Source organism: Pseudogulbenkiania sp. FW507-F1, assembly GCF_058781125.1.
On record NZ_JBYSWM010000002.1, the window covers coordinates 164,598 to 188,501 of the forward strand.

Annotated in this window: 21 protein-coding genes; 13 read left to right on the top strand and 8 right to left on the bottom strand. The window is 67.4% G+C overall.

Going from position 1 to position 23,904, the window contains the following annotated elements:
- Positions 1-84 precede the first annotated feature (84 nt).
- The gene (locus AC3WG5_RS02290; RefSeq protein WP_492567627.1) at positions 85-705 is read left to right on the top strand and encodes a glutathione S-transferase family protein; all 621 of its coding nucleotides are present in this window, start codon (positions 85-87) and stop codon (positions 703-705) included.
- A gap of 184 nt (positions 706-889) precedes the next feature.
- Here the strand turns inward: AC3WG5_RS02290 and AC3WG5_RS02295 are convergent, their stop codons facing one another.
- The gene (locus AC3WG5_RS02295; RefSeq protein ID WP_294867462.1) at positions 890-1,975 is read right to left on the bottom strand and encodes a type II asparaginase; all 1,086 of its coding nucleotides are present in this window, start codon (positions 1,973-1,975) and stop codon (positions 890-892) included.
- A gap of 524 nt (positions 1,976-2,499) precedes the next feature.
- Between AC3WG5_RS02295 and AC3WG5_RS02300 the strand changes: the two genes are divergently transcribed.
- Positions 2,500-3,756 (top strand): TIGR03862 family flavoprotein, encoded by a 1,257-nt coding sequence (locus tag AC3WG5_RS02300; protein WP_492567628.1) that lies wholly within the window; start codon positions 2,500-2,502, stop codon positions 3,754-3,756.
- Between the two features lie 16 nt (positions 3,757-3,772).
- The gene (locus AC3WG5_RS02305; RefSeq protein ID WP_492567629.1) at positions 3,773-4,696 is read left to right on the top strand and encodes a 2-hydroxyacid dehydrogenase; all 924 of its coding nucleotides are present in this window, start codon (positions 3,773-3,775) and stop codon (positions 4,694-4,696) included.
- Positions 4,697-4,770: 74 nt separating this feature from the next.
- Here AC3WG5_RS02305 and AC3WG5_RS02310 read toward each other — a convergent pair whose 3' ends face one another.
- Positions 4,771-6,036: an MFS transporter gene (locus tag AC3WG5_RS02310; protein WP_492567630.1), complete on the bottom strand. Its 1,266-nt coding sequence runs from the start codon at positions 6,034-6,036 to the stop codon at positions 4,771-4,773.
- Positions 6,037-6,150: 114 nt separating this feature from the next.
- On the opposite strand from AC3WG5_RS02310, the gene AC3WG5_RS02315 reads away from it, so the two are divergent.
- Entirely contained in the window at positions 6,151-7,065 is a 915-nt protein-coding gene (locus AC3WG5_RS02315) for a LysR substrate-binding domain-containing protein (RefSeq protein ID WP_492567631.1), read from the top strand.
- A gap of 24 nt (positions 7,066-7,089) precedes the next feature.
- Here the strand turns inward: AC3WG5_RS02315 and AC3WG5_RS02320 are convergent, their stop codons facing one another.
- Positions 7,090-7,542, bottom strand: a complete 453-nt coding sequence (locus AC3WG5_RS02320; RefSeq protein ID WP_492567632.1) for an RrF2 family transcriptional regulator — start codon at positions 7,540-7,542, stop codon at positions 7,090-7,092.
- 260 nt (positions 7,543-7,802) lie between these two features.
- Between AC3WG5_RS02320 and norV the strand changes: the two genes are divergently transcribed.
- Both norV and AC3WG5_RS02330 read left to right on the top strand, forming a co-directional pair.
- Positions 7,803-9,197, top strand: a complete 1,395-nt coding sequence (norV, locus tag AC3WG5_RS02325; RefSeq protein WP_482580701.1) for an anaerobic nitric oxide reductase flavorubredoxin — start codon at positions 7,803-7,805, stop codon at positions 9,195-9,197.
- 24 nt (positions 9,198-9,221) lie between these two features.
- Positions 9,222-10,337, top strand: a complete 1,116-nt coding sequence (locus tag AC3WG5_RS02330; RefSeq protein WP_492567633.1) for an FAD-dependent oxidoreductase — start codon at positions 9,222-9,224, stop codon at positions 10,335-10,337.
- Between the two features lie 116 nt (positions 10,338-10,453).
- Here the strand turns inward: AC3WG5_RS02330 and AC3WG5_RS02335 are convergent, their stop codons facing one another.
- The 4 genes from AC3WG5_RS02335 to AC3WG5_RS02350 form a co-directional block, all read right to left on the bottom strand.
- A complete protein-coding gene (locus tag AC3WG5_RS02335; RefSeq protein ID WP_492567634.1) occupies positions 10,454-11,065 on the bottom strand; it encodes a YitT family protein in 612 nt (203 codons plus the stop codon).
- 226 nt (positions 11,066-11,291) lie between these two features.
- Positions 11,292-12,959, bottom strand: coding sequence for a SulP family inorganic anion transporter (locus tag AC3WG5_RS02340; protein WP_492567635.1), 1,668 nt, complete (start codon positions 12,957-12,959; stop codon positions 11,292-11,294).
- A gap of 88 nt (positions 12,960-13,047) precedes the next feature.
- Positions 13,048-13,362 (bottom strand): ArsR/SmtB family transcription factor, encoded by a 315-nt coding sequence (locus tag AC3WG5_RS02345; protein ID WP_492567636.1) that lies wholly within the window; start codon positions 13,360-13,362, stop codon positions 13,048-13,050.
- Positions 13,359-14,399, bottom strand: coding sequence for a cation diffusion facilitator family transporter (locus AC3WG5_RS02350; protein WP_492567637.1), 1,041 nt, complete (start codon positions 14,397-14,399; stop codon positions 13,359-13,361). Before AC3WG5_RS02350 ends, AC3WG5_RS02345 begins: the two co-directional genes overlap by 4 nt.
- 630 nt (positions 14,400-15,029) lie before the next feature.
- Here AC3WG5_RS02350 and AC3WG5_RS02355 point away from each other — a divergent pair.
- The 5 genes from AC3WG5_RS02355 (at position 15,030) to AC3WG5_RS02375 (ending at position 20,215) form a co-directional block, all read left to right on the top strand.
- Complete coding sequence (locus AC3WG5_RS02355; RefSeq protein WP_492567638.1) at positions 15,030-16,280, top strand: anion transporter; 1,251 nt, start codon at positions 15,030-15,032, stop codon at positions 16,278-16,280.
- 134 nt (positions 16,281-16,414) lie between these two features.
- On the top strand, positions 16,415-16,972 hold the full coding sequence (locus AC3WG5_RS02360) for a peptidylprolyl isomerase (protein WP_008954315.1): 558 nt from the start codon (positions 16,415-16,417) through the stop codon (positions 16,970-16,972).
- 14 nt (positions 16,973-16,986) lie between these two features.
- Positions 16,987-17,478, top strand: a complete 492-nt coding sequence (locus AC3WG5_RS02365) for a peptidylprolyl isomerase (RefSeq protein ID WP_008954314.1) — start codon at positions 16,987-16,989, stop codon at positions 17,476-17,478.
- Between the two features lie 42 nt (positions 17,479-17,520).
- The gene (locus tag AC3WG5_RS02370; RefSeq protein ID WP_492567639.1) at positions 17,521-18,252 is read left to right on the top strand and encodes a UDP-2,3-diacylglucosamine diphosphatase; all 732 of its coding nucleotides are present in this window, start codon (positions 17,521-17,523) and stop codon (positions 18,250-18,252) included.
- Positions 18,253-18,544: 292 nt separating this feature from the next.
- Entirely contained in the window at positions 18,545-20,215 is a 1,671-nt protein-coding gene (locus AC3WG5_RS02375; RefSeq protein ID WP_014087955.1) for an L-lactate permease, read from the top strand.
- A 72-nt stretch (positions 20,216-20,287) separates the two neighbouring features.
- Here the strand turns inward: AC3WG5_RS02375 and AC3WG5_RS02380 are convergent, their stop codons facing one another.
- Positions 20,288-21,193, bottom strand: a complete 906-nt coding sequence (locus tag AC3WG5_RS02380) for a LysR family transcriptional regulator (RefSeq protein WP_492567640.1) — start codon at positions 21,191-21,193, stop codon at positions 20,288-20,290.
- A 153-nt stretch (positions 21,194-21,346) separates the two neighbouring features.
- Here AC3WG5_RS02380 and mdcA point away from each other — a divergent pair, with 153 nt between their 5' ends.
- Together mdcA and AC3WG5_RS02390 are read left to right on the top strand one after the other, a co-directional pair.
- Positions 21,347-23,008, top strand: a complete 1,662-nt coding sequence (gene mdcA / locus AC3WG5_RS02385) for a malonate decarboxylase subunit alpha (protein ID WP_492567641.1) — start codon at positions 21,347-21,349, stop codon at positions 23,006-23,008.
- Complete coding sequence (locus AC3WG5_RS02390; RefSeq protein WP_492567642.1) at positions 23,008-23,901, top strand: triphosphoribosyl-dephospho-CoA synthase; 894 nt, start codon at positions 23,008-23,010, stop codon at positions 23,899-23,901. The genes mdcA and AC3WG5_RS02390 overlap by 1 nt, the downstream gene beginning before the upstream one ends.
- The last annotated feature ends 3 nt before the right edge of the window (positions 23,902-23,904 follow it).

Genomic DNA, 23,904 nt, shown 5'->3' on the forward strand with positions numbered 1-23,904 from the left:
TAAGCCGCGGGCCTGAACCCTCGCCCGAAGCCGTCCAGCGGTTTCGGGCTACAATGGCCGAATCCACCACGAAAGGACAAAGGCATGCTGAAAATCTGGGGACGGCTCAACTCGCTCAACGTCAAGAAGGTGGTGTGGTGCGCGGCCGAACTGGGGCTGCCGTTCGAGCGCATCGACGCCGGCGGCCCGTTCGGCGGGCTCGACACGCCGGAATTCCTGGCGCGCAACCCGAACGGGACCATTCCGCTGATCGACGACGACGGCTTCACCCTGTGGGAATCGAACGCCATCGTGCGCTATCTGGCCGCCAAGTACGGCCACGGCAGCCTGTATCCGGACGATCTGCAGCAGCGCGCCGACGCCGACCGCTGGATGGACTGGCAGGCCACGGTGTTCAACCCGGCCCTGGTGCCGGCGATCTACAACCTGCTGCGCGTGGCCCCGGAGCAGCGCAGCCAGGACGCGATCGACACCGCGCGCGTGAAGGTCGACCGGTTGGCCGGCCTGCTCGAGCAGCAGCTGGCCGGGCGCACCTGGCTGAGCGGCGAGCGCTTCACCATGGCCGACATCGTGCTCGGCTGCAGCGTGCACACCTGGCTCAACCTGCCGCTGGAGCGCACGCCACGCCCGGAACTGGAACGCTGGTACGCCGCCTTGCGTGCGCGCCCCGCCAGCACCGAGGCGCTGCAACTCCCTCTATCCTGAGGCGTGTCGATACCTTTTCCCCTGCTTCCCCGGCCGGCACGTCTCGCTATTGCAGACGGCGTGCGGCGCATTCCCGGGCCTGTACGGGCAATCTTCGGCCAACCTTTTGCCGCGCCGGGCCGGCTTCCCGCCAATAAAAAACAGCAGCCCGCGGGCTGCTGTTTGTGACCGGGCGAAGAGCCGCTCAGTAGGTGTAGAACATCTGCTGGATCTTCTTGGTGTCGTTGGTCTTGGTCATGGCCAGCATCAGCAGGATACGGGCCTTCTGCGCGTTCAGCGTGTCGGATACGACGAAGTCTTCCTTGTCGTCGTTGACTTCGCCGTTGCGGGCGACGATGCCGGAACCCACGCGCGAGCTGCGTACCACGATGACGCCTTTCTGGCGGGCTTCGCGGAAGGCCGGCAGCATCTGAGCGGCCATGCTGCCGTCACCCACGCCGGCCTGGACGATGCCCTTGGCGCCAGCGGCGACGTCGGCGTCCAGCGCCACGCGGTTCATGTTGGCGTAGCCGTAGACGATGTCGACCTGCGGCAGCTTGTCGAGCTTGCTGACGTCGAACTCGGTCTCGGCGGTGTGCTTGCGTACCGGCAGACGGTAGAAGTGCGGCTTGTTGTCCTGCATGTAGCCCAGGAAGCCCAGTTCCGGCGTCTTGAAGGTGTCGGCGGTGGAAGTGTTGGTCTTGGTGACATCGCGGCCGGCGTTGATCTGGTCGTTCAGCGTCACCAGCACGCCCTTGCCGACGGCTTCCTTGCTACCGGCCAGCAGCACGGCGTTGTACAGGTTGATCGGGCCGTCGGCGCTGATCGCGGTGGACGGGCGCATGGAGCCGACGATCACCACCGGCTTCTTGCTCTTCACCGTCAGGTCGAGGAAGTAGGCGGTTTCTTCGATGGTGTCGGTGCCGTGGGTGATCACCACGCCGTCGACGTCCTTCTGCGCCAGCAGTTCGTTGACGCGCTTGGCAAGCTTCAACCACACCTCATTGGTCATGCTTTCGCTGGCGATCTGAACCACCTGTTCGCCGCGCACGTTGGCGGCCTTCTTCAGTTCCGGCACGCTTTCGATCATCTTGTCGACACCGACCTTGGCGGCGGTGTAGCCGATGGTGGTGGTGGTGGAAGCACCGGTGCCGGCGATGGTGCCGCCGGTGGCCAGGATCACCACGTTGGGCAGCTTGGCCGGAGCGGCGTCTTCGGCATGGGCGAAGGAAAAGACGGCGGAGCAAGCCAGCAGGGCGGCAGCGCGAGCAAAGCGTTTATCGACAAACATGTTCTCTCCTTTGAGGATTCATCGTGGCCAGAGCGTGATTCGCCCCGACCGGTAGAGGCGGGGTCGCCACGGCCGCCTCGATGGCGGCAGGCGGGGCGCCCCCGGCAAGCGGCGCAGGTTCTTGCGACCTGCTGCCATGTTCTAGCCCGGGTCGCTATTGAGCAGGAATCGGGCCAGCCCGCGACCAGACAAACCAAAACCCAACCCATTGATTTTTATCGAACAAATTCCGGCCACTCCAACAAACAGACGGAACACCGTACTTCCCCGGACATTAGCACACGGAAATCCGAACACCACACCCGCACAAGGGCGGCGGCGGCTGGCGGCGGCCCGCTTGGGTTTTGACGACGTTTCTGTGACAATCAGCCCCTCTCGGGCAGGGACGCCACGTGACGCTTGCCTTTGCCCGCCAAAACAAGGCGTTAGCGGCCGCCGTCGCCGCCCGCCACTCACCAGCCATAGCCAGGACCAGAAGCGATGACACACGCCGCCATGCCGCCCGCCACCACGGAGCGCCGACGATGACCACGACAGCAACAGGCCCGAGCCGCCGCGTCGCCATCGTCGGCGGCGGTCCGGCCGGACTGATGGCGGCCGAAGTGCTGAGCCGGCAAGGCGCACAGGTCGACGTCTACGACGCCATGCCCTCGGTCGGGCGCAAGTTCCTGCTGGCCGGCGTCGGCGGCATGAACATCACCCACTCCGAGCCGGCCGAGCCGTTCTTGTCTCGCTACGGCAGCCGCAGCGAGCAGTTGCGGCCCTGGCTGCAGGCCTTCGGCGGTGAGCAACTGCGCGAATGGGTGCACGGGCTGGGCATCGACACCTTCGTCGGCTCGTCCGGGCGGGTGTTTCCCACCGCGATGAAAGCCGCGCCGCTGTTGCGCGCCTGGCTGCAGCGCCTGCGCGAAGCCGGCGTACGTATCCACGTGCGCCACCGCTGGCAGGGCTGGAGCGACGACGGCGCCCTGCTGCTGAGCACGCCGGAAGGCGACAAGAGGGTCCGCGCCGACGCCGTACTGCTGGCACTGGGCGGCGGCAGCTGGGCCAAGCTGGGCTCGGATGGGACGTGGCTGCCAAGGTTGGCCGAACGCGGCGTCGAGGTCAGCCCGCTGGTGCCGTCCAACTGCGGTTTCGACGTCGGCTGGAGCGAGCACTTCCGCAGCCGTTTTGCCGGTGAGCCGCTGAAATCGGTGGTGCTGAGCTTCACCGACGCGGACGGCTGCGAGCAGCACAAGCAGGGTGAGTTCGTCGTCACCGGGGGTGGCGTCGAGGGCAGCCTGATCTACGCCTTTTCCGCCCCTCTGCGCGACGCCATCGCCGCGCACGGCAGCGCCACCATCCACCTCGACCTGGCGCCGGGCAAGGACCTGGCGCGCGTCACCGCGGAGGTGGCGCACCCGCGCGGCTCGCGCTCCCTGTCCAGCCACCTGCAAAGCCGCGTCGGGCTGAAGGGCGTGAAGATGGGCTTGCTGCGCGAGTGCCTGGGCAAGGACACCATGAACGATCCGCAGCGACTGGCGGCGGCGATCAAGGCGCTGCCGGTCAAGCTCATCGCGCCGCGCCCGCTCGACGAGGCCATCAGCAGCGGCGGCGGCGTCACCTTTGCCGCGCTCGACGAGCGCCTGATGCTGCGCCAACTGCCCGGCGTGTTCTGCGCCGGCGAGATGCTGGACTGGGAAGCCCCGACCGGCGGCTACCTGCTCACCGCCTGCTTCGCCAGCGGCCGCGCCGCCGGATTGGGGGTGTGGGAGTGGCTGCAGACGCGCCGGCCCACCTGAGAACGAAGGAAACGCCATGCTCTATCTCTACGCCCCGCAGGATGCCGAACAGCTGACGCCGCTGCTGCGCCAGGCGCTGCCCGATATCGACCTGGCGGTGTGGCCGCAGGAGGTCGACGACGCGGCCGTGCGCTACGCCGTGGTGTGGAATCCGCCGGAAGGGTTTTTCGCCCGCTTTCCCCGGCTCGAGGCGGTGTTCGCGCTCGGCGCCGGGGTGGACCGCCTGCTCGCCCGTGCCGACCTGCCGGCGACGCTACCGGTGATCCGCCTGACCGACGCCGGCATGGCGCAGCAGATGGCGGAGTACGCGCTGTACGGCGTGCTGCGCTACCAGCGCCAGTTCGACGTCTACCAGCGGCAGCAGGCCGAGCGCCGCTGGCAGCCGCAACGGCCCCGGCTGGCGCACGAGGCCCGCGTCAGTGTGCTGGGCCTGGGCGCCATCGGTGCGGTAGTCGCCACCACCCTGGCCGGGCGGGGCTACACCGTGTCCGGCTGGAGCCGCAGCCCGCGCCAGCTGCCCGGCGTCGCCTGCCGGCACGGCAGCGCGGCGCTGGACACGCTGCTGGCCGAGACCGACGTGCTGGTGAGCCTGCTGCCGTCCACCCCGGAAACGCGCGGCCTGCTCGACCATGAGCGGCTGGCCCGGCTGCCCCATGGCGCGGCACTGATCAACGCCGGCCGCGGCGACCAACTCGACCAGGAGGCCCTGCTCGCTCTGCTCGACGCCGGCCAGCTGCGCTTTGCCCAGCTCGACGTGTTCGCCAGCGAGCCGCTGGCCCCGGAGCACCCGCTGTGGACACACCCGAACGTGACCGTCACCCCGCACATTGCCGCCATCACCCTGCCCGGCCCGGCGGTAGCGCAGATCGCCGCCAGCCTGCGGGCACTACGAAGCGGGGCAAGGCCGGAAGGGTGGGTCGACCGGCAACGGGCCTATTGAGCGGACAGAAAAAAACCCGGCAGCGAAAGACTCGCGCCGGGTCCGGAGACCGGAAACAAGAGGAGGAGAAAAACTCAGTTCGTTGCAGCCGGCAGCGGTGCCAGGCGACGCAGCCGCAGCGCGATGCCGAGGCACAACAGCAGGCCGCCCGTCAGCGCCAGCACCACCCCGCCCCAGCCACCCGAGCTCCACATCAGGCCCGAGGCCGAGCCCAGGCCGCTGCCGCCCAGGTAGTAGCAGCTCAGGTAGAGCGCCGAGGCCAGACCGCGCGCCCGGCTGGCGCGGCGGCCGATCCAGCTGCTCGCCACCGAGTGCGCGCCGAAGAAACCGAAGGTGAACACCGCGATGCCCGGCACCACCAGCCACAGCGTGCCGGCCAGCGTCAGCGTCAGCCCGGCCAGCATCAGGCTCACCATGACCCACAACACGTTGCGCCGCCCCAGACGGTCGGCCAGCCGCCCCACCCAGGCCGAGCTCCACATCCCCACCACGTACAGCAGGAACACCGCGCCGACCGCGCTCGGCGACAGGTTGAACGGCGCCAGCGCCAGGTGGTAGCCGAGGTAGTTGTACAGGCTGACGAAGCAGCCCATCAGCAAAAAGGCCGTGGCGAACAACCAGGGCAGACCGTCATCGGCCAGATGCAGGCGCAGGTTGCCGCGCACCTCGCCCAGCACCAGCCGCGCCGGACGGAAATGCCGCGACGGCGGCAGGCAGCGCCAGAACACCACGGCCGACCCCAGCCCGAACAGGCCCAGCACCGCCACCGCCTCGCGCCAGCTGGCCCATTCGCTCATCAGCGACAGGAAAAAGCGTCCGCTCATGCCGCCCAGCGCGTTGCCGGCGATATACAGCCCCATCGACTGCCCCAGCGAGGCCGGCTCGATCTCCTCGCTCAGATAGGCCATCGCCACCGCCGGGATGCCGGCCAGCGCGATGCCCAGCAGGGTGCGCAGCAGCAGCAGTTGGCCGAAACTGCCGGCAAATGCCGCCAGCAGCGTCAACAACGCGGCCAGGCCGAGCGACAGGTTCATCACCGGCTTGCGGCCGTAGCGGTCGGCCAGGAGGCTCATCGGGATCAGCGCCACCGCCAGCGCGCCGGTTGCGGCCGACACCACGCCGCTGGCCGCCGCCGGCGACAGGCCGAAGTCGTGCGAGAACATCGGCATCAGCGGCTGCATGCCGTACAGTGAGGAAAAGGTGGCGAAACCGCCGAAGAACATGCCCCAGCTGGTGCGGCGGAAGGCGGGGGTGCCGGCACGCAGTCGTTCGTGCACCGGGGCGGTGGGCGGAGCGGGAAAAACAGTGGCGCGGGATACGGCTAAGGCATCGGAAGACATGGTCAAGACTCGGCTGGCGGCCCCGGTCAGGGGCTGGATAACCGAATGCTAGGACTGGACAAAACGCCAGTCCAATATATATTTAATCGTTGATTAATACGTAAAAGATATCACGTGGAACTGCGTCACCTGCGTTACTTCGTCGTCGTCGCCGAAGAACTCAACTTCACCCGCGCCGCCGAACGCCTGCACATCGCCCAGCCGCCCTTGAGCCAGCAGATTCGCTCGCTGGAAGAACAACTGGGCGTCGCCCTGTTCGAGCGCAGCAAGCGCCGCGTGGCGCTGACCGATGCCGGGGAGCGCTACCTGCAGCACGCCCGCCGCATCCTAGCCGAGGTGGAACAGGCCGCCGACGATGCCCGCCGCGCCGCGCGCGGCGAGGTGGGCGAGCTGCGCGTCGGCTTCACCTCCTCGCTGCCATTCACCAGCCTGTTGCCCGGGCTGATCTCCGACTATCGCCGCCACTACCCGCAGGTGCAGCTGACGCTGCGCGAGATGTTCACCGCGCTGCAGTTCGAGGCGCTGCGCGCAGAACGGCTGGACATCGGCTTCGTGCGTTTCCACGGCAAGGAAAACCCGCCCGACCTGCAACTGCGCGAGATCCACCGCGACCCGCTGCGGCTGGTGATCAACGCCCGCCACCCGCTGGCCGCGCAGCCCCACGCGTCGCTGGAGCAGTTGCGCGACGAGAGTTTCATCATCTACCCGGCCGGCGCCGGCACCGGGCTCAACGTGCAGGTGCGCCAGCTCTGCCTGGCGGCCGGCTTCGAACCGAGGATTGTGCAGGAAGCGCGCGAGGCCACCACCCAGATCGGGCTGGTGGCGGCGGGTCTCGGCGTGGCGCTGCTGCCCTCGCCGCTGGAGTGCGTGAAGATGCCGGGGGTGCGCTATCTGCCGCTCAGCGACGAGGGGGCGTACCTGTCGCTGGGGCTGGCGACGCGCCCTGGGCCCGTTCCGCCGTTGCTGGCGGGGTTTCTGGATTGCCTGCAGAACCGCAAAGAAATGGAGCCGATCAAGAACAGCGCGTGACGCGGCGTCGCCGCGCCGGGTTTCTCAATCGGAGACGAGCCGGATCTCGATGCCCAAGGCCCGCCCCAGCCCCGCCGGCTGAACCAGCAGATCGGCCAGGGTATGGCGCGACAATTCGCCGTAAAAGGCCTCCTGGGCCGCATGCAGCACGTTCATCAGGCGGCACGCCGAGGCGATGCGGCATTGCGAGTGCAGGGGATCGAAACACTCGACCAGCACGTTGTCGGTCTCGGCGGCACGCACTAGTTTGCCGAGGTTGACCTGCCGCGGATCGCCCGCCAGGCGCATCCCTCCGCCCTTGCCGCGCACGGTGGTGAGATAGCCATGCTGGCCGAGGAAAAACACCACCTTGGTCAGGTGGCTGGCGGAAATGCCGTACGCCTGGGCGATCTCGTTGATCGTCACCAGGCGCTCGCCCGCCAGCGCGCTGTACATCATCACGCGCAGGCAGTAATCGGTAAAAGCCGTCAGTCGCACGATCGGTGCCGTTCCATGGGGTTGTTCAATCAGGTAGGCCCGGTTGGGGTCGAACCTGCATTCTATCTTGCCTGTGGCGCCGCGACAGCGGGCCCAAGCTTGATTCTGGCATACGATATAGGCATACAGGGCACGGCAACAGCCCGCTCTTGATATACCTCAAGCGAATTCATGATAACCAATAAGATTCATTTACGGTGAATGTTATGAAGTATAAGATTCATTTCACACGAATCTTATACCTCAAGGAGCTCTCTGCCATGGCTTTCACCGTCAAAAACAACATCCGCTGGGTTGGTAAACAGGATTGGGAACTGCGTGAATTTCACGGCAGCGAATACAGCACCCATCGCGGCTCCAGCTACAACAGCTATCTGGTCAAGGAAGAAAAAATCGCCCTGATCGATACCGTCTGGGCGCCTTACGCCGAAGAATTCGTCGCCAATCTGGCCAAGGAGGTGGACCTCGGCGCCATCGATTACATCATCGCCAACCATAACGAGATCGACCACAGCGGCGCCTTGCCGGCACTGATGGCGCGCATCCCCGACACGCCGATCTACTGCACTGCCAACGGCGTCAAATCGCTACGCGGCCACTACCACCAGGACTGGAATTTCCAGATCGTCAAGACCGGGGACAGCCTCGACCTCGGCAACGGCAAGCAACTGGTGTTTGTCGAGATGCCGATGCTGCACTGGCCGGACAGCATGGCCACCTACCTGACCGGCGACGCCGTGCTGTTCAGCAACGATGCCTTCGGCCAACACTACGCCAGCGCCCAGATGTTCAACGACCAGTGCGACCCGGTCGAACTGCAGGAAGAATGCATCAAGTATTACGCCAATATCCTGACCCCGTTCAGCCCGCTGGTGACCCAGAAGATTCATGAAGTTCTGGCGCTGAACCTGCCGATCGACATGATCGCCACCAGCCACGGCATCATCTGGCGCGACAAGCCGACCCAGATCGTCGAGCAATACCTGAAGTGGGCCGACGACTACCAGGAGAACCAGATCACCCTGGTCTACGACACCATGTGGAACGGCACCCGCATGATGGCCGAGGCGATTGCCGAAGGCATCCGCAAGGCGGACCAGGATGTCGTGATCAAGCTGTTCAACCTGTCCAACACTGACAAGAACGACGTCCTCACCCACGTGTTCAAGTCCAAGGCCATTCTGGTCGGCAGCCCGACCGTCAACAACGTGATGTTGCCGCATGTTGCCGCCCTGCTCGAGGAAATGACCGGCCTGCGCTTCAAGAACAAGGCGGCCGCCTCCTTCGGCACCCACGGCTGGAGCGGTGGTGCGGTGGAACGTATCGCCAAGCGCCTGGACGACGCTGGTTTCCGCGTGCTCAACCCGGGCATCACCGCCGAATGGCGGCCGAACGACGATGCCCTCGCCCAGGGGGTGCGTTTTGGCGAGGCGTTCATCGAGCAACTGGGCAGCACCGGACAGAATACGGCGGACGCCGCCGCCGCGTGCGGCTGCAGCGGCAAGATGCGCTGCAAGACCTGCTCGTGGATTTACGACCCGCAGCAGGGGGACGCGGCCCAGGGGGTCGCCGCCGGCACCGCCTGGCAGGACGTCCCCGAGACCTTCCTCTGCCCGGTGTGCTTCATGGGCAAGAGCGACTTTGTCCCCGCCTAAGCGACGGCTTCTGGAGAAAACACGATGAAAAAGCCCCTCGTCATCATCGGCAGTGGCCATGCCGGCTACACCCTGGCCCGGGCGTTCCGCCAGCACGACAGCACCACGCCGGTCGTCGTCCTCACCGAGGATGGCGGCGAACACTACCCCAAGCCGCAACTGAGCCACGGCTTCGGGCATCAGGCCAGTGCCGAACGGCTCACCCTGAACAACGCCACCGGCATGGCGGCCGAGCTGAAGATCATGGTGCGGCCGCGTACCCGGGTCAGCGCCATCGATTTTGTCGCGCAGAAGATCACCGCGGGGGAAGCGCAGATTCCCTACAGCGACCTGGTGCTGGCGGTGGGGGCCGAGCCCTTCGTCCCGCCCGTCGGCGGCGACGCGGCGCAGGACATCCTGACCCTGAACAACCTGGAGCAGTACCGGCGTTACCTCGACCGGCTCAACCGGAGCGAGCACGTGCTGGTCATCGGCGGCGGCCTGATCGGCACCGAAATCGCCCACGACATCGCCCAGCACAAGCGCGTCACGCTGGTGGACATCGGCAGCCGCCTGCTGGAGCGGCTGGTGCCCGAGGTGGTCAGCCAACGCCTGCACGACGTCATGGACCAGGTCACGCTGCGCTTCGGCACCGGGGTGGAACGGGTCGAGCGGGCCGAGCAAGGCTACCGCGTGACGCTGAGCGACGGCGACACGCTGGCGGTGGACGCCGTGGTCTGCGCGGCGGGCCTGAAGCCGCGGCTGGAGCTGGCGGCCGGACTGGAGACGGGGCGCGGCATCGTCGTCGACGCCTACCTGCGCACCTCGCAACCCCACGTCTATGCGCTGGGGGACTGCGCCGAAATCGAGGGGCAGATCCTGCCCTACCTGCAGCCGATCACGCTGTCGGCCAACGCGCTGGCCAGCACGCTGGCCGGCACGCCGACACCGGTCCGCTTCGGCCCCCTGCCGGTGGCGGTGAAGACGCCGCGCTACCCGATCCAGCTGGCCGGGGTCACCCAGGGCAACGCCCTCGACTGGCAGATCAGCGAGGGGGACGACGGACTGACCGCGCTCGCCCATCGCGACAGCCAGCTGGTCGGCTACGTGACCACCGGCTCGCGCAACGGCTTCAGCCTGCTGCCCAGCCTGGCGCGCTGAGGGAGCGCCAAGCGGCAAGGAAAGGAAAAACCTAGCCGGCATCGGGTCGCTGCAAGTGCTCGGCCGCGCCACCGAACAGGCCCCGCGAGCGCCGGGCAGCGGTGCGCGGCGGGCGCTCAGGCGGCGAGGTAGCGGCCCGGCTTGTGGTTGACGGCGAGGATCAGGTTGAGCACCACCGCGCCCAGTACCGACACCAGCACCGCCAGCGGGTTCACCACCCACAGCGCCGCGCTGACGATGCTGACGTCGATCGCCATCTGCAGCTTGCCGGCGCGGATGCCGTACTTGTCCTGCAGGTAGAGCGTGACGATGTTGATGCCGCCCAGGCTGGCCTGGTGGCGGAACAGCATCAGGAAACCGGCGCCCATCAGCAGGCCGCCGACCACGCCGGCGTAGAACGGGTTGAGGCCGTCGATGTGGATGAAGTGCGACTGCAGCTCGGAGAACAGCGACAGCAGCAGCACGGCGCAGAAGGTCTTCACCGTGAAGCGCCAGCCCATGCGCTTGATGGCGAGGTAGTAGAACGGCAGGTTGATGACGAAGAACACCTGGCCGAAGCTCAGCGGCGTGGCGTAGTGGATCAGGAAGGCGAGGCCGGCGGTGCCGCCGGTCAGCAGTTTGGCCTGGGCGAACAGCGCGACGCCGAGCGAGATGAACAGCGTGCCGATCACGATCGCCTGAACGTCTTCGAACAGGGTGTGCCGCGCCACGCGCTGCGGGTGCTCCATGATGAATCCTTGCAGGGGAGTGGCAGAACGGCCTGCCGGCCACCGTCGTCGCCCGCCGGCGGCACCGGGGCACGGTGCAGCACCTTACCCGCTACGACAGCAGCGCAAGTCTACACCAGCGCCTCCTCACAAGCGCCCTGGATTCGTCATTTTTATTAAATTAATTGCTACAAATCAAAAATTGTCGGCACAAAAATAAACAATATCCGATCAATCAAGGCTTTTTCTACGCCCACACCACCCCGCTGGTCAGCAGTTCCTCGGCGCGCATCAGCGCCGTGGCGAGATCGGGCTGAATGTTGCGCTCGCCCATTTCCGCCGCCAGCCTAGAGCCGACCAGCAACCCCATCACCTCGGCCCCGGCACCGCACAGGATCAGCGTGCGCCGCTCTTCGGCCAACCTTTGGCGCAGCGCCGACAGCGCCAGCAGGCCGGTGGTGTCGAGCAGCACCAGCCGGTGCAGCTGCAGAATGATCACGCGCGCGTCCGGCGCGTCGTGCAGCACCTGCTCCACCGTATCGGCGGCACCGAAGAACAGCGCGCCCTCCACCCGGAACGCCGCGCAGCCCGGCGGCACCGCTTTGCCGGCGATGGAATGGCGCTCGAACAGCTGGGCATGCTCCGGCCGCAGCCGCTGCACGCTGGTATTGCGCGCCATGCTCTGGATGAAGAACACCGCCGACATCAGCAGGCCGATCTCCACCGCGATGGTGAGATCGAAGGCGACGGTGAGCAGGAAGGTCACCACCAGCACCGCGGTGTCGTGGCGCGGAAACTGCGCCGCCTTGCGGATATCCCAGTCGCCCATCTTCAGCGCCACCGCCACCAGAATCGCCGCCAGCACCGCCAGCGGGATGTAGGACGCCAGCGGCGCCGCCACCAGGATCACCAGCAACAGCAATGCGGCGTGCACCATCCCGGCCACCGGGGTGCGCCCGCCGTTGCTGATGTTGGTGGCGGTACGCGCCAGCGCCCCGGTGGCCGGGATGCCACCGAAGAACGGCACCACCATGTTGGCGATGCCCTGCGCGATCAGCTCCTGGTTGGCGTCGTGCTTGTCGCCGGTGAGGCTGTCGGCCACCACCGCGCACAGCAGCGACTCGATGGCGCCCAACAGCGCGATGGTGAAGGCCGGCGTCATCAGTTCGGACAGCGTCGCCCAGTCCAGCGCCAGGCCGGAGAACGCCGGCAGCCCCTGCGGAATGCCGCCGAACTTGCTGCCGATGGTGGCCACCGGCAGATGGAACAGCGCCACCGTGATGGTCGCCAGCAGCAAGGCCACGAACGGCGACGGCAGCAACTTGTTGAGCCGCTTGGGCCACAGCAGGATCAGCGCCAGCGAGGCCCCCGACACCGCCAGCGTCATGCCGTCGAACTCGGCCAGGCGCGCTCTGAGCGTGGCGACGATGGCGAAGAAACCGGCCGGCATCTGCGCCACCGGCAGGCCGAAGAAGTCCTTGAGCTGGGTGAGGAAGATCAGCACCGCGATGCCGTTGGTAAAGCCGGTGATCAGCGGCATCGGAAAGAATTTGATCACCTGCCCCAGCCGCATCAGCCCCATCAACACCAGCATCATGCCGGCCATGAAGGTGCAGATCAGCAGGTTGGCCACGCCGTACTTGGCGACGATGCCGTAGATGACGACGATGAAGGCGCCGGTGGGACCGGTCACCGAGAACCGGGTTCCGCCCAAGAGCGAAGCCAGGAAGCCGGCGATGACCGCGGTGAAGATGCCGGCCTGCGGCGTCACCCCGCTGGCCATGGCGAACGCCATCGCCAACGGCAGCGCCACGATCCCCACCGTCAACCCGGCCAGGACATCGTGCCGGAACACTTCGCGGTGATAACCCTTGAGTGCATCGATCAGGCGGGGGCGAAAGCTGAGGTTCAGCATGGCAGGCGATCAATGAATTGTCATGAATACCAGCCTACGAGGGAAATGCCCCCGGATGCAAGAGGGTTTTCGGCGGAACGGGGCCCGCTCATTTCTCGGCGTGCTCCTCGGCCACGTGGTGCGCCATGTCGGCCAGCATGTCGCTGACGTGCAGGTCGGCCAGTTGGTAGAAGACTTGCCTGGCCCGGCGCTGACCGCGCACCAGCCGGGCGCCGCGCAGCAGCCGCAGGTGGTGGCTGACCAGCGATTGCGACAGCTCGAGGCTCTGTGCGATGTCGCCGACCGAACGTGGTGCGTCGAGGCAGAAGAACAGGATGCGCAGACGCGTCGGGTCGCCCAGCAACCGGAACGTTTCCGCCAGCACGGCGATGTCGGCCGGGGAAGGCCGGGCGAGCCGGCTCACGGCTGGCGTCCTTGCTGGCAAGGCCCGGGATGGGCCGGACCGTCGTGCTCATGCTCGGCCCCGGCGTGGCCCGCGGGGTGGACCGTGTCGTCATGGGGTCCAAGGTGGCAGGCGCCGGCTTCGGTCTCGGGCCAGTCGATGGCGACGGTGGCATGGGCGATGCCGAAACGCGCCACCAGCTCCACCTCGACGGCCTGCACCAGCCGGCGCGGATCGGCCTCGGCGCGCGGCTCGACGTGCAGCGTGGCCAGCACCCGGCCCGAGGTGATGGACCAGACGTGGACGTGGCGCACGTTGGCGAGCTCCGGCACGGTCTGGCGCAGATGGCTGGCGATGGCATCCGGCTGGGCGTGCTCCGGCGCGCCTTCGAGCAGGATGTGCAGCGAGTGGCGCAGCAGCGACCAGGCGCTGTAGAGGATCAGCAGCGCGACGAACACCGACAGGAGGGGGTCGATCGGCGTCCAGCCGGTGAAGTAGATGACGACGGCGGCGGCGATGGCGGCGACCGAGCCCAGCAGGTCGCCCAGCACGTGCAGCACCGCGCCCCTGATATTGACGTGCTCGCTGCCGCCACGGCTCAGAATCCAGAACACCAGCAGGTTGACGAGCAGCCCGATGGTGGCGACGCCGAACATCGGCCCCGCCAGCACCGCCCCCGGATGGCGGAAGCGGTCGATGGCTTCGATGACGATCCAGAGCACGATGACAAACAGGGTGATGGCGTTGATCAGGGCGGCGATCACCTCGAAGCGCAGGTAGCCGAAGGTGCGCTTGGTGTCGGCGGCGCGCTTGCCGAAGCGGAAGGCACCGTAGGCGAGCGCCAGCGCGGCGGCGTCGGTCAGCATGTGGCCGGCGTCGGCGAGCAGGGCCAGCGAACCGGACAGCAGGCCACCCGCCACCTCCACCACCATGAAGGCGAAGGTGAACAGGAAGGCGATCAGCACCTTGCGCTGATTGTCGTCCCCGACCGTCGGCACATGGGCGTGGTCGTGATGGTGGTCATGACCGTGCTGGTGGTCGTGATGGGAATGGGGCATCGGCCTGCTCCGCGACGAAGGGACGCAAACATATCAATACGTGTTCATGTATTTTATAGCGCATCGGCACGGCGGCCCGAGCCTTCCCGGCGCCCCCTCGCCGTAGCAGGCACCGTGACAACGGAAAGGCCCTGCCTCTCGCCCTGCCCGGGATCTATCCAGGACGGGCTCGATGACGCCTCGTCGCCCCAGGCGTCGTCCGGGGCGTTGGCGTCTTCGGCCAACACGGCCAGGCGGAGGGGAAATCGGTCTTGCTGCGGCGCCCGGTTGGAGAGACACCCGCTTGTCGCTAGAATGCGCGGGGCCACGGCGGCCTCACGGCTCGACGCGGATGCCGGCTTCCGGAACGAGGGTCGCCTCGTCGCCATGGCGGCGTGCGCCTGGACGGCCGCAGGCGGGATCGCACCCCCCGTCTCGCGTGCGCCGTGCCAGGGCGGCGGTACCGGCTTCGGCTAGCGTCGCCGTGGGGCGATGCCCTCCCCCTTCGGGCTCGTTGGCCTGGAGCAAACGACGCCTCGGCTGCCCGCCCGAGGTACCCGCGCCGGCGGCAATCGCTGGCACCGGCTCGAAACCCCACCCATAATCCTGTCACCCCCCGCTAGAGGTACCGGCCGAGGCCGCGAACGCATCATGATCACCACCATCGTCGTCATTTTTCTCATCGTCTACCTCGGGATGATTCTCGGCGGGCTGCCCTTCCTGCAACTGGACCGCACCGGGGTCGCCCTGCTCGGCGCCATCGCGTTGATCGGCGTCGGTGCGCTGAGCCTGGAGGAGGCGGTCGCCGCCGTGCACCTGCCCACCGTGATCCTGCTGTTTTCGTTCATGGTGGTGTCGGCGCAGATGCGTCTCGGCGGCTTCTACGACTGGGTGACGCACAAGCTGGCGGGGCTGGCGCTGGGTCCGGCCGGGCTGCTGGGGGTCCTGGTCGTGGTGGTGGCGGCGCTGTCGGCGGTGTTCAGCAACGACATCGTCTGCCTCGCCGTCGCCCCGGTGCTGATCGAGGCCTGCCAGAAGCGCCGCCTCGCCCCGACACCCTACCTGCTGGCGCTGGCCTGTTCCGCCAACATCGGCTCCGCCGCGACGCTGATCGGCAACCCGCAGAACATGCTGATCGGCCAGACCCTGGGGCTGTCATTCGACGGCTACTTCCTCGACGCCATCCTCCCGGTGAGTGTCGGGCTGCTGGCGTGCTGGGGGCTGATCGCCTGGCAGACCCGTGGGCGCTGGACGGACGGCGCGGCGCTCATCCCGCCCGACACCCTGCACGAGGCACGCACCGAGGCGATTGCCTTCGACGCCTGGCAGACCGGCAAGGGGCTGGCGGTGGCCGGCGCGCTGCTGGTGGCGTTCCTGGTGGCGCCGTGGCCGCGCGAGCACATGGCGCTGATCGGCGCCGGGCTGCTGCTGATGAGCCGCAAGCTGCACTCGCGCAAGATGCTGGGGCTGGTGGACTGGGAGCTGCTGATCCTGTTCATGAGCCTGTTCGTGGTGAACCACGCGCTGCAGCGCACCGGGGTCACGGCGCACGCCATCGCCTTCCTCGCCGCCGCCGGCGTGCACCTGGATCAGCTGGGCTCGCTGTTCGGGGTGACCTTCTTGCTCTCCAACATCGTCTCCAACGTCCCCGCCGTGATGCTGTTGCTGCCGCTGGCCCATCATCCGATGGCCGGTACGCTGCTCGCCCTGGTCAGCACGCTGGCCGGCAACCTGCTGATCGTCGGCAGCATCGCCAACATCATCGTGGTGGACGCCGCGGCGCGACGCCACATCGACATCGACTGGCGCGGCTACGCGCGCGTCGGGGTGCCGGTCACCGTGGCCACCCTGGCCATTGCCGGCGTCTACCTGGCGCTGCGCCTGCACTTGGGCGCGGCCTAGGCCGGGCTCGCGCCGGGCCGGACGGCGGGGGCAGGCATCGGATAAGGCACGTGGTAAACTGTCAGGATCGAGGGCGCGACTCCCCCTGCATGGCGCGCCACGCAATGGCACGACTCTTCCCGGAACGGAACATCATGAAATCTCTGCTGACCTGTCTGGCCCTCGCGGCCCTGCCCTTCACCACGCTGGCGGCGCCGGTGGTGGAACTGATCACCAACAAGGGCAATATCGAGATCACGCTGGATTCGGCCAAGGCGCCGAAGACGGTCGACAACTTCGTCGCCTACGTCAAGGCCGGCCACTATAACGGCACGGTGTTCCACCGCGTGATCGACGGCTTCATGATCCAGGGCGGCGGCTTCGACGCCAAGCTGCAGCAGAAGCCGACACGCGCGCCGATCGCCAACGAGGCCAACAACGGCCTGAAGAACGACATCGGCACCATCGCCATGGCGCGCACCAACGATCCGAACTCGGCCACCGCGCAGTTCTTCATCAACGTCGCCAACAACGACTTCCTGAATTACCAATCGCCCACGCCGCAAGGCTGGGGCTACGCCGTGTTCGGCAAAGTGAGCAAGGGCATGGATGTGGTGAACCGCATCGCCAAGACCCGCACCGGCAGCCTGAACGGCATGGGCGACGCGCCGTTCGAGCCGATCGTCATCCAGAAAGCCATCCTGAAACCCTGATTAGGACAAGACTAATGATCAAACTGACCACCACCTTCGGCGATATCGTGCTGGAACTGGACGCCGAGAAGGCGCCGATCACCGCCGCCAACTTCGAGCAGTACGTCAAGGACGGCCACTACGACGGCACCATCTTCCACCGCGTGATCAACGGCTTCATGATCCAGGGCGGCGGCTTCGACGCCGACTTCAAGCAGAAGCCGACGCGCGACACCATCAAGAACGAGGCCAACAACGGCCTGTCCAACAAGACCTACACCGTGGCCATGGCGCGCACCCCGGACCCGCACTCGGCGTCGGCGCAGTTCTTCATCAACGTGTCTGACAACGATTTCCTCGACTTCAAGTCGGAAAGCGCGCAGGGCTGGGGCTACGCCGTGTTCGGCAAGGTGGTCGAGGGCACCGACGTGGTCGACCGCATCAAGGGCGTGAAGACCGGCCGCCACGGCATGCACCAGGACGTGCCGGTGGATGCGGTGCTGATCACCAAGGCTGAAATCATCTGAGTTAGCTACTACCAGGCCGCCGCAGGGCGGCCTTTTTCGCTTATGGCCATCCATTTCATTTCCGACCTGCACCTGAGCGAGGAGGTCCCCGCGCTCAACCGGCTGTTCGCCGCCACGCTGGCGGACTGGCGCGGCAAGATCGACGCGCTCTACATTCTCGGCGACCTGTTCGAGGTGTGGGTGGGCGACGACGACCGCTCGCCGTTCATCGACGAGGCGCTGGCGCTGCTGCGCGACTTTTCCGCCGTCACGCCGCTCTACGTGCTGCGCGGCAACCGCGACTTTTTGCTGGGCGAGGGGTTTGCCCGCGCCAGCGGCGCCACGCTGCTCGAGGAGCCGGCGCTGATCGAGGCCTACGGCCGCCCTTACCTGCTGGTACACGGCGACGCCGAGTGCAGCGACGACACGCCCTACCAGCAGTTCCGCGCCATGGTGCGCAACCCGCAGTGGCAGCAGGCGATGCTGGCGCGGCCGCTGGCCGAACGCCACGCCATCGCGCGCCAGGCGCGCGGCATGAGCGAGGCGGGCAAGGCCAGCACCGGCCTGTCGGCGATTTCCGACGTCACCGACAGCGCCATCGAGGCCCTGCTGGCGGCGCACGGCTGGCCGACGCTGATTCACGGTCACACCCATCGCCCGGCGGTGCATCGCCACGGCGACGGCACGCACCAGGCCGAACGCTGGGTGATCGCGGACTGGCACGGCGAGCGTGGCGGCTACCTCAGGCTCGACGCGAGCGGCCTGTCGGCGCACCCGCTGGGCGCGGGCGGCTAGCTCCGCGGCGCGTCCCGGACCAAGAGGCCGCTCGCGACGCCCTCCTCCGCCCGCTCCACCGCCCTTCCAAAGGTTGGCCGAAGCCCCGTCTGACACGGGCTTCGGCCAACCTTTTTGCTGTTTTTCATGCCATTCGAGGGTAAACCCGCAAGGGCAAGCCCCAAATGACGACGCGTTCCGTCCTGATTAGAGTTCGAGCACGGTCCAGTCTTTCTGGATAACAACGCTCAAAAGGGCCAACGCCGGCGACGACCGGTGCCGCCCTCAACCAAAACAATCAGGAGAGAACATCATGTGGTCTCAGGTTTACGATCCGCTGGGCAACCCCTGGCTGTCGACTCTGTGCGCTGCGCTGCCGGTCATCGTGCTGCTCAGCGCTCTCGGCATTTTCCATATCAAGGCGCACATCGCCGCCGTGATGGGGCTGGTGGCCTCGCTGCTGGTGGCGATCGGCATTTTCGGCATGCCGGTGGACATGGCGATGAGCGCCACCTTGATGGGCGCGGCCAACGGCCTGCTGCCGATCGGCTGGATCATTCTGAACGTCATCTTCCTGTACCAGCTCACCGAGCGTAAGGGCCAGTTCACGGTGCTGCGCGAGAGCATCACCAGCGTCACCAACGACCGCCGCCTGCAGCTCTTGCTGATCGCCTTCTGCTTCGGCGCGTTCTTCGAGGGCGCCGGCGGCTTCGGCACCCCGGTGGCCGTGACCGGCGCCATGCTGATCGGTCTGGGCTTCTCGCCGCTGGCCGCCTCTGGCCTGTCGCTGATCGCCAACACCGCTCCGGTGGCGTACGGCGCGCTGGGCACCCCGATCAACACCCTGGCCAAGGTGACCGGGCTCGACGTGATGTCGATCTCGTCGATGGTCGGCCGCCAGATGACCATCTTCGCCGTCATCGTGCCGTTCTGGCTGCTGATCGCCTTCTGCGGCTGGAGAAACACCCTGCGCATCTGGCCGGCTGCGCTGGTTGCCGGTCTGTCGTTCGCCATCCCGCAACTGCTGGTATCGAACCTGATGGGGCCGGAACTGGTGGCCGTGATCGCCTCGGTATGCTCGATCACTGCACTGGTAGTATTCCTCAAGGTATGGCACCCGGAAGAGGTGTTCACCTCGACCTTCGGCACCATGGGCGGCGCCAAGGTTGCCGCCGCAGAAGCCGGCACCGCCAAGCGTGGCAGCCACGGCTACAGCGGCGGCGAAGTACTGCGCGCCTGGCTGCCGTGGATCATCCTGTCGGTGATGGTGTTCGCCTGGGGTTCGCCGTCGGTGAAGAAGGTGCTGGACGCCATCTTCACCCTGGACATCCAGTGGCCGGGCCTGCACAACCTGGTGCAGAAGATGCCGCCGGTCGTGGCCGAGCCGCACCTGGAAGCGGCCATCTACAAGCTCAACCTGCTCTCCACCACCGGTACCGGCATCCTGGTCGCCGCGCTGCTGTCCGGCCTGTTGATGGGCTACCGTCCGAGCGAGCTGGTGAAGGTATACGGCCAGACCTTCTGGTCGCTGCGCTACTCGCTGGTCACCATCGTCGCCATGCTGGCGCTGGGCTACCTGACCCGCTTCTCCGGCGTGGACATCACGCTGGGCCTGGCGTTCTCGCACACCGGCATGTTCTACCCGTTCTTCGGCACCCTGCTGGGCTGGCTGGGCGTGGCGCTGACCGGTTCGGACACCGCCGCCAACGTGCTGTTCGGCGGTCTGCAGAAAGCCTCGGCGCAGCAGCTCGGCCTGTCGCCGGTGCTGATGGCGTCGGCCAACTCCGCCGGCGGCGTGATGGGCAAGATGATCGACGCGCAGTCCATCGTGGTCGCCTCCACCGCCACCCAGTACTACGGCAAGGAAGGCGTGATCCTGCGCTACGTGTTCCTGCACTCGCTGGCGCTGGCCGGCTTGGTGGGGCTGGTGGTGAGCGCCATGGCCTACCTGCCGCCGTTCACTCATCTGGTGCTGTGGCCGTAATCCCGGCTGCCGCCAGCATGACCAAGGCTCCCTGCGGGGAGCCTTTTTTGTTATTGGCGGCGCCGGGTCGCGTCAGCGCCGCCCTACCATGCGGCATTCGGCGGCCAGCGCCAGGAGGTTGGGGTCGCGTTCGCGGTTCTTCGGCAGCAGCAGCATGATGCGCTGGCTGATGGCGTAGCGCGCCTCGAGCGGGATCAGCTGCACCTGCGGGCTGAAATGCGCCACCCGCCCCGGCAGCAGGGCGTAGCCGATGCCGCCGCTGACCAGGTTGGTGAGCGAGAAAATGTCGCCGACGCGCATCGCGATCTCGGGCAGGAAGCCCGCCAGCTCGAAGGCGTGGCTGAAATCCTGGTAGGTGGCGAAGTCCTCGCCCAGCGACACGAATTTTTCGCCACGCAGCTCCTGCAGGTCGATGCGCTCGTGCCCGGCAAAGCGGGAGTGGAGCGGCGCGGCGAACAGGATGTCGTCGTCGAACATCGGCACCGCCACCAGCTCGCTCTGGCGCGGCGCCTCGTGCAGGGCGATGACGATGGCGTCGAGCTGGCCGTCGTCGAGCTTGTGCAAGAGCTCGCGGTTGGAGCCCAAGGTCAGGTCGACGTCGAGTTCCGGGCGGCGCGTCTTCAACCCGACCAGGAGCTGCGGGATGGTGCGCACCGTGAGCGAATAGAGCCCGCCGATCTTGAGCCGGGTGGCGGTGAAGCCGGCCGCCTCGCGCGTCTTGCGTACACCCTCCTCGCACTCGCGCAGCGCACGCGTGGCGTACTCGGCGAAGGTGTAGGCGGTGGCGAGCGGGATCAGCTTGCGCCCGTCGCGCTTGAACAGCGGGCAGCGCAACCCCTCCTCCAGCGAGTGCAGCGCGCGGTGCACGCTGACCGTGCTCTGCCCCAGCGCCTCGGACACGCGCGCCATGTTGCCGAGCTTCATGAAGGACAGGAACACCTCCAGCTTCTTCAGCGTGATTTCTTCGTCGATCTCCATTCCCTCCTCCGTCCGGCCACGCCGTGGCCAAGCCATGCCAGCCGCCACCCTAATTCATTAACCTAAAGTTAACAAGCTATCATCTTGGTTGATTGAAGCGTGCTCGGGCGAGGCATAAGGTAGCCGCACGTCCAACCGATTTGCGGAGTGTCCATGCAAACCGAGATTTCTCCCCCCGCGCAGTGGAACCGTCGGCGCGAAGAAAAGCGCCGCCGCCTGGAGCGCGTGCGCCACCTGACCGACGGCGTGGTGCTGCCAAGCGACGACATCGTCGCGGCGCTGGAAGCGCTGCTCTCCCCGGGCGACCGGGTGGTGCTGGAAGGCAACAACCAGAAGCAGGCGGATTTCCTGTCGCGCTCGCTGGCCCGCGTCGATCCGGAGCGGCTGCACGACCTGCACATGATCATGCCCAGCGTGAGCCGCCCCGAGCACCTCGACCTGTTCGAGCGCGGCATCGCCCGCAAGCTCGATTTCTCCTTCGCCGGGCCGCAGAGCCTGCGCATCAGCCAGCTGCTGGAAGACGGCCGGCTGGAAGTCGGCGCCATCCACACCTACATCGAGCTGTATTCGCGGCTGGTGGTCGATTTGATCCCCAACGTGTCGCTGGTGGCGGGCTTCATGGCCGACCGCCACGGCAACGTCTACACCGGCCCCAGCACCGAGGACACCCCGGCACTGGTGGAGCCGACCGCCTTCAGCGACGGCATCGTCATCGTGCAGGTCAACGAGCTGGTGGACGACGTGACCGACTTGCCGCGCGTCGACATCCCGGCCTCGTGGGTGGACTTCGTGGTGGTGGCCGACAAGCCGTTCTACATCGAGCCGCTGTTCACGCGCGATCCGCGCCTGATCAAGCCGGTGCACGTGCTGATGGCGATGATGGCGATCCGCGGCATCTACGAGAAACACAACGTGCAGTCGCTCAACCACGGCATCGGCTTCAACACCGCGGCCATCGAGCTGATCCTGCCGACCTACGGCGAGAGGCTCGGCCTCAAGGGCAAGATCTGCCGCAACTGGACGCTCAACCCGCACCCGACGCTGATCCCGGCGATCGAAACCGGCTGGGTTCAGAGCGTGCACTGCTTCGGCACCGAACTGGGCATGGAGAACTACGTGGCGGCGCGGCCGGACGTGTTCTTCACCGGGCGCGACGGCTCGCTGCGCTCCAACCGCATGCTGTGCCAGCTAGCCGGCCAGTACGCGGTCGACCTGTTCATCGGCGCCACCTTGCAGGTGGACGGCGACGGCCACTCCTCCACCGTCACCCGTGGCCGCCTGGCGGGCTTCGGCGGCGCACCGAACATGGGCCACGACCCGCGCGGCCGGCGCCATGCCACCCCAGCCTGGCTCGACATGACCGAGCCGGTGACGATGCTGGAGCGCGGCAAGAAGCTGGTGGTGCAGATGGTCGAGACCTTCCAGGAGGGCGGCAAGCCGACCTTCGTCGAGCAACTGGACGCAGTCGAGGTGGCGAAGAAGAGCGGCATGCCGCTGGCCCCGGTGATGATCTATGGCGACGACGTGACCCACCTGCTGACCGAGGACGGCATCGCCTACCTCTACAAGGCGCGCTCGCTGGAGGAGCGCCGCGCCATGATCGCGGCGGTGGCGGGCGTCACCAGCATCGGCCTGCGCCACGACCCGAAGCACACCGACCGGATGCGCCGCGACGGTCTGATCGCGCTGCCCGAGGACCTCGGTATCCGCCGTAGCGAGGCGAGCCGCGAGTTGCTGGCGGCCAAGAGTATCGCCGAGCTGGTGGAGTGGTCCGGCGGCCTCTACAACCCTCCGGCCAAGTTCAGGAGCTGGTGATGGACGCGGCCCTGCTCACCGAACGTCGCGCCACTCACCTCTGGCACGCCGGGCACGCCGCGCGGCTGGCCGATCTGGTGGTGACGGCGCTGATCGACGAGGTCACGCTCTCACCCAAGCCGGGGCTGGTCGACGTGCGCGGACGCGGCGCGCACCGCGACCTCGACTGGGCGCTGATGTGCCGCTCGGCGCACGCGCTGCGCCCGGCCTTCCAGGCCATGGCCGAGGCCGGCGCCACGTTGGCCGAAGCCGTCACGCTGCGCGAACGCATCGGCCGGCTCGGCCGCGACGGCGAGGCGGCGATGCTCGCCGCCACCGGCGGCGTCAACACCCACCGCGGCGCGATCTGGGCGCTGGGGCTGCTGGTCACCGCCGCCACGCAGACGCCGGCGGATTGCGCACCACAGCAGGTGGCACTCCGCGCCGCCGTGCTGGCCAATACGCCGGACCGCCACGCCCCGCGCCGCACCGGGCACAAGGGCGAACGCGCCCGACTCGACTACGGCGTCGGCGGCGCACGCGGCCAGGCCGAAGCCGGCTTCCCGCACGTGGTCGAGGTGGCGCTGCCCGCCCTGTGGCAGGCTCGCGCCGCCGGCGTGGCGGAAGACGCCGCCCGCCTCGACGCGCTGCTGGCGCTGATGAGCCTGCTCGACGACACCTGCGTGCTGGCGCGCGGCGGACCGGCCGCGCTCGACGCGGTGCAGGCCGGCGCGGCGCGCGTGCTCGACGCCGGCGGCAGCGCGACCCCTGCCGGGCGCCAGGCGCTGGCGCGGCTCGACGCCGAGCTCTTGGCGCTCAACGTCTCGCCCGGCGGCTCGGCCGACCTGCTGGCCGCCGCGCTGTTTCTCGACCGACTGAATAACGCAGCGCCGGCACCCGACGGCCGGCCCTGACAA

What these genes read in the sequence shown, in the direction of transcription:
- AC3WG5_RS02340 (WP_492567635.1), bottom strand. Translation starts at nt 12,959, where the DNA reads ATGCTGAACCTCAGCTTTCGCCCCCGCCTGATCGATGCACTCAAGGGT.
- AC3WG5_RS02355 (WP_492567638.1), top strand. Translation starts at nt 15,030, where the DNA reads ATGATCACCACCATCGTCGTCATTTTTCTCATCGTCTACCTCGGGATG.
- AC3WG5_RS02330 (WP_492567633.1), top strand. Translation starts at nt 9,222, where the DNA reads ATGAAAAAGCCCCTCGTCATCATCGGCAGTGGCCATGCCGGCTACACC.
- AC3WG5_RS02290 (WP_492567627.1), top strand. Translation starts at nt 85, where the DNA reads ATGCTGAAAATCTGGGGACGGCTCAACTCGCTCAACGTCAAGAAGGTG.
- AC3WG5_RS02300 (WP_492567628.1), top strand. Translation starts at nt 2,500, where the DNA reads ATGACCACGACAGCAACAGGCCCGAGCCGCCGCGTCGCCATCGTCGGC.
- AC3WG5_RS02360 (WP_008954315.1), top strand. Translation starts at nt 16,415, where the DNA reads ATGAAATCTCTGCTGACCTGTCTGGCCCTCGCGGCCCTGCCCTTCACC.
- AC3WG5_RS02310 (WP_492567630.1), bottom strand. Translation starts at nt 6,036, where the DNA reads ATGTCTTCCGATGCCTTAGCCGTATCCCGCGCCACTGTTTTTCCCGCT.
- AC3WG5_RS02305 (WP_492567629.1), top strand. Translation starts at nt 3,773, where the DNA reads ATGCTCTATCTCTACGCCCCGCAGGATGCCGAACAGCTGACGCCGCTG.
- AC3WG5_RS02375 (WP_014087955.1), top strand. Translation starts at nt 18,545, where the DNA reads ATGTGGTCTCAGGTTTACGATCCGCTGGGCAACCCCTGGCTGTCGACT.
- AC3WG5_RS02365 (WP_008954314.1), top strand. Translation starts at nt 16,987, where the DNA reads ATGATCAAACTGACCACCACCTTCGGCGATATCGTGCTGGAACTGGAC.
- mdcA (WP_492567641.1), top strand. Translation starts at nt 21,347, where the DNA reads ATGCAAACCGAGATTTCTCCCCCCGCGCAGTGGAACCGTCGGCGCGAA.
- AC3WG5_RS02295 (WP_294867462.1), bottom strand. Translation starts at nt 1,975, where the DNA reads ATGTTTGTCGATAAACGCTTTGCTCGCGCTGCCGCCCTGCTGGCTTGC.
- AC3WG5_RS02390 (WP_492567642.1), top strand. Translation starts at nt 23,008, where the DNA reads ATGGACGCGGCCCTGCTCACCGAACGTCGCGCCACTCACCTCTGGCAC.
- AC3WG5_RS02335 (WP_492567634.1), bottom strand. Translation starts at nt 11,065, where the DNA reads ATGGAGCACCCGCAGCGCGTGGCGCGGCACACCCTGTTCGAAGACGTT.
- AC3WG5_RS02350 (WP_492567637.1), bottom strand. Translation starts at nt 14,399, where the DNA reads ATGCCCCATTCCCATCACGACCACCAGCACGGTCATGACCACCATCAC.
- AC3WG5_RS02370 (WP_492567639.1), top strand. Translation starts at nt 17,521, where the DNA reads ATGGCCATCCATTTCATTTCCGACCTGCACCTGAGCGAGGAGGTCCCC.
- AC3WG5_RS02380 (WP_492567640.1), bottom strand. Translation starts at nt 21,193, where the DNA reads ATGGAGATCGACGAAGAAATCACGCTGAAGAAGCTGGAGGTGTTCCTG.
- norV (WP_482580701.1), top strand. Translation starts at nt 7,803, where the DNA reads ATGGCTTTCACCGTCAAAAACAACATCCGCTGGGTTGGTAAACAGGAT.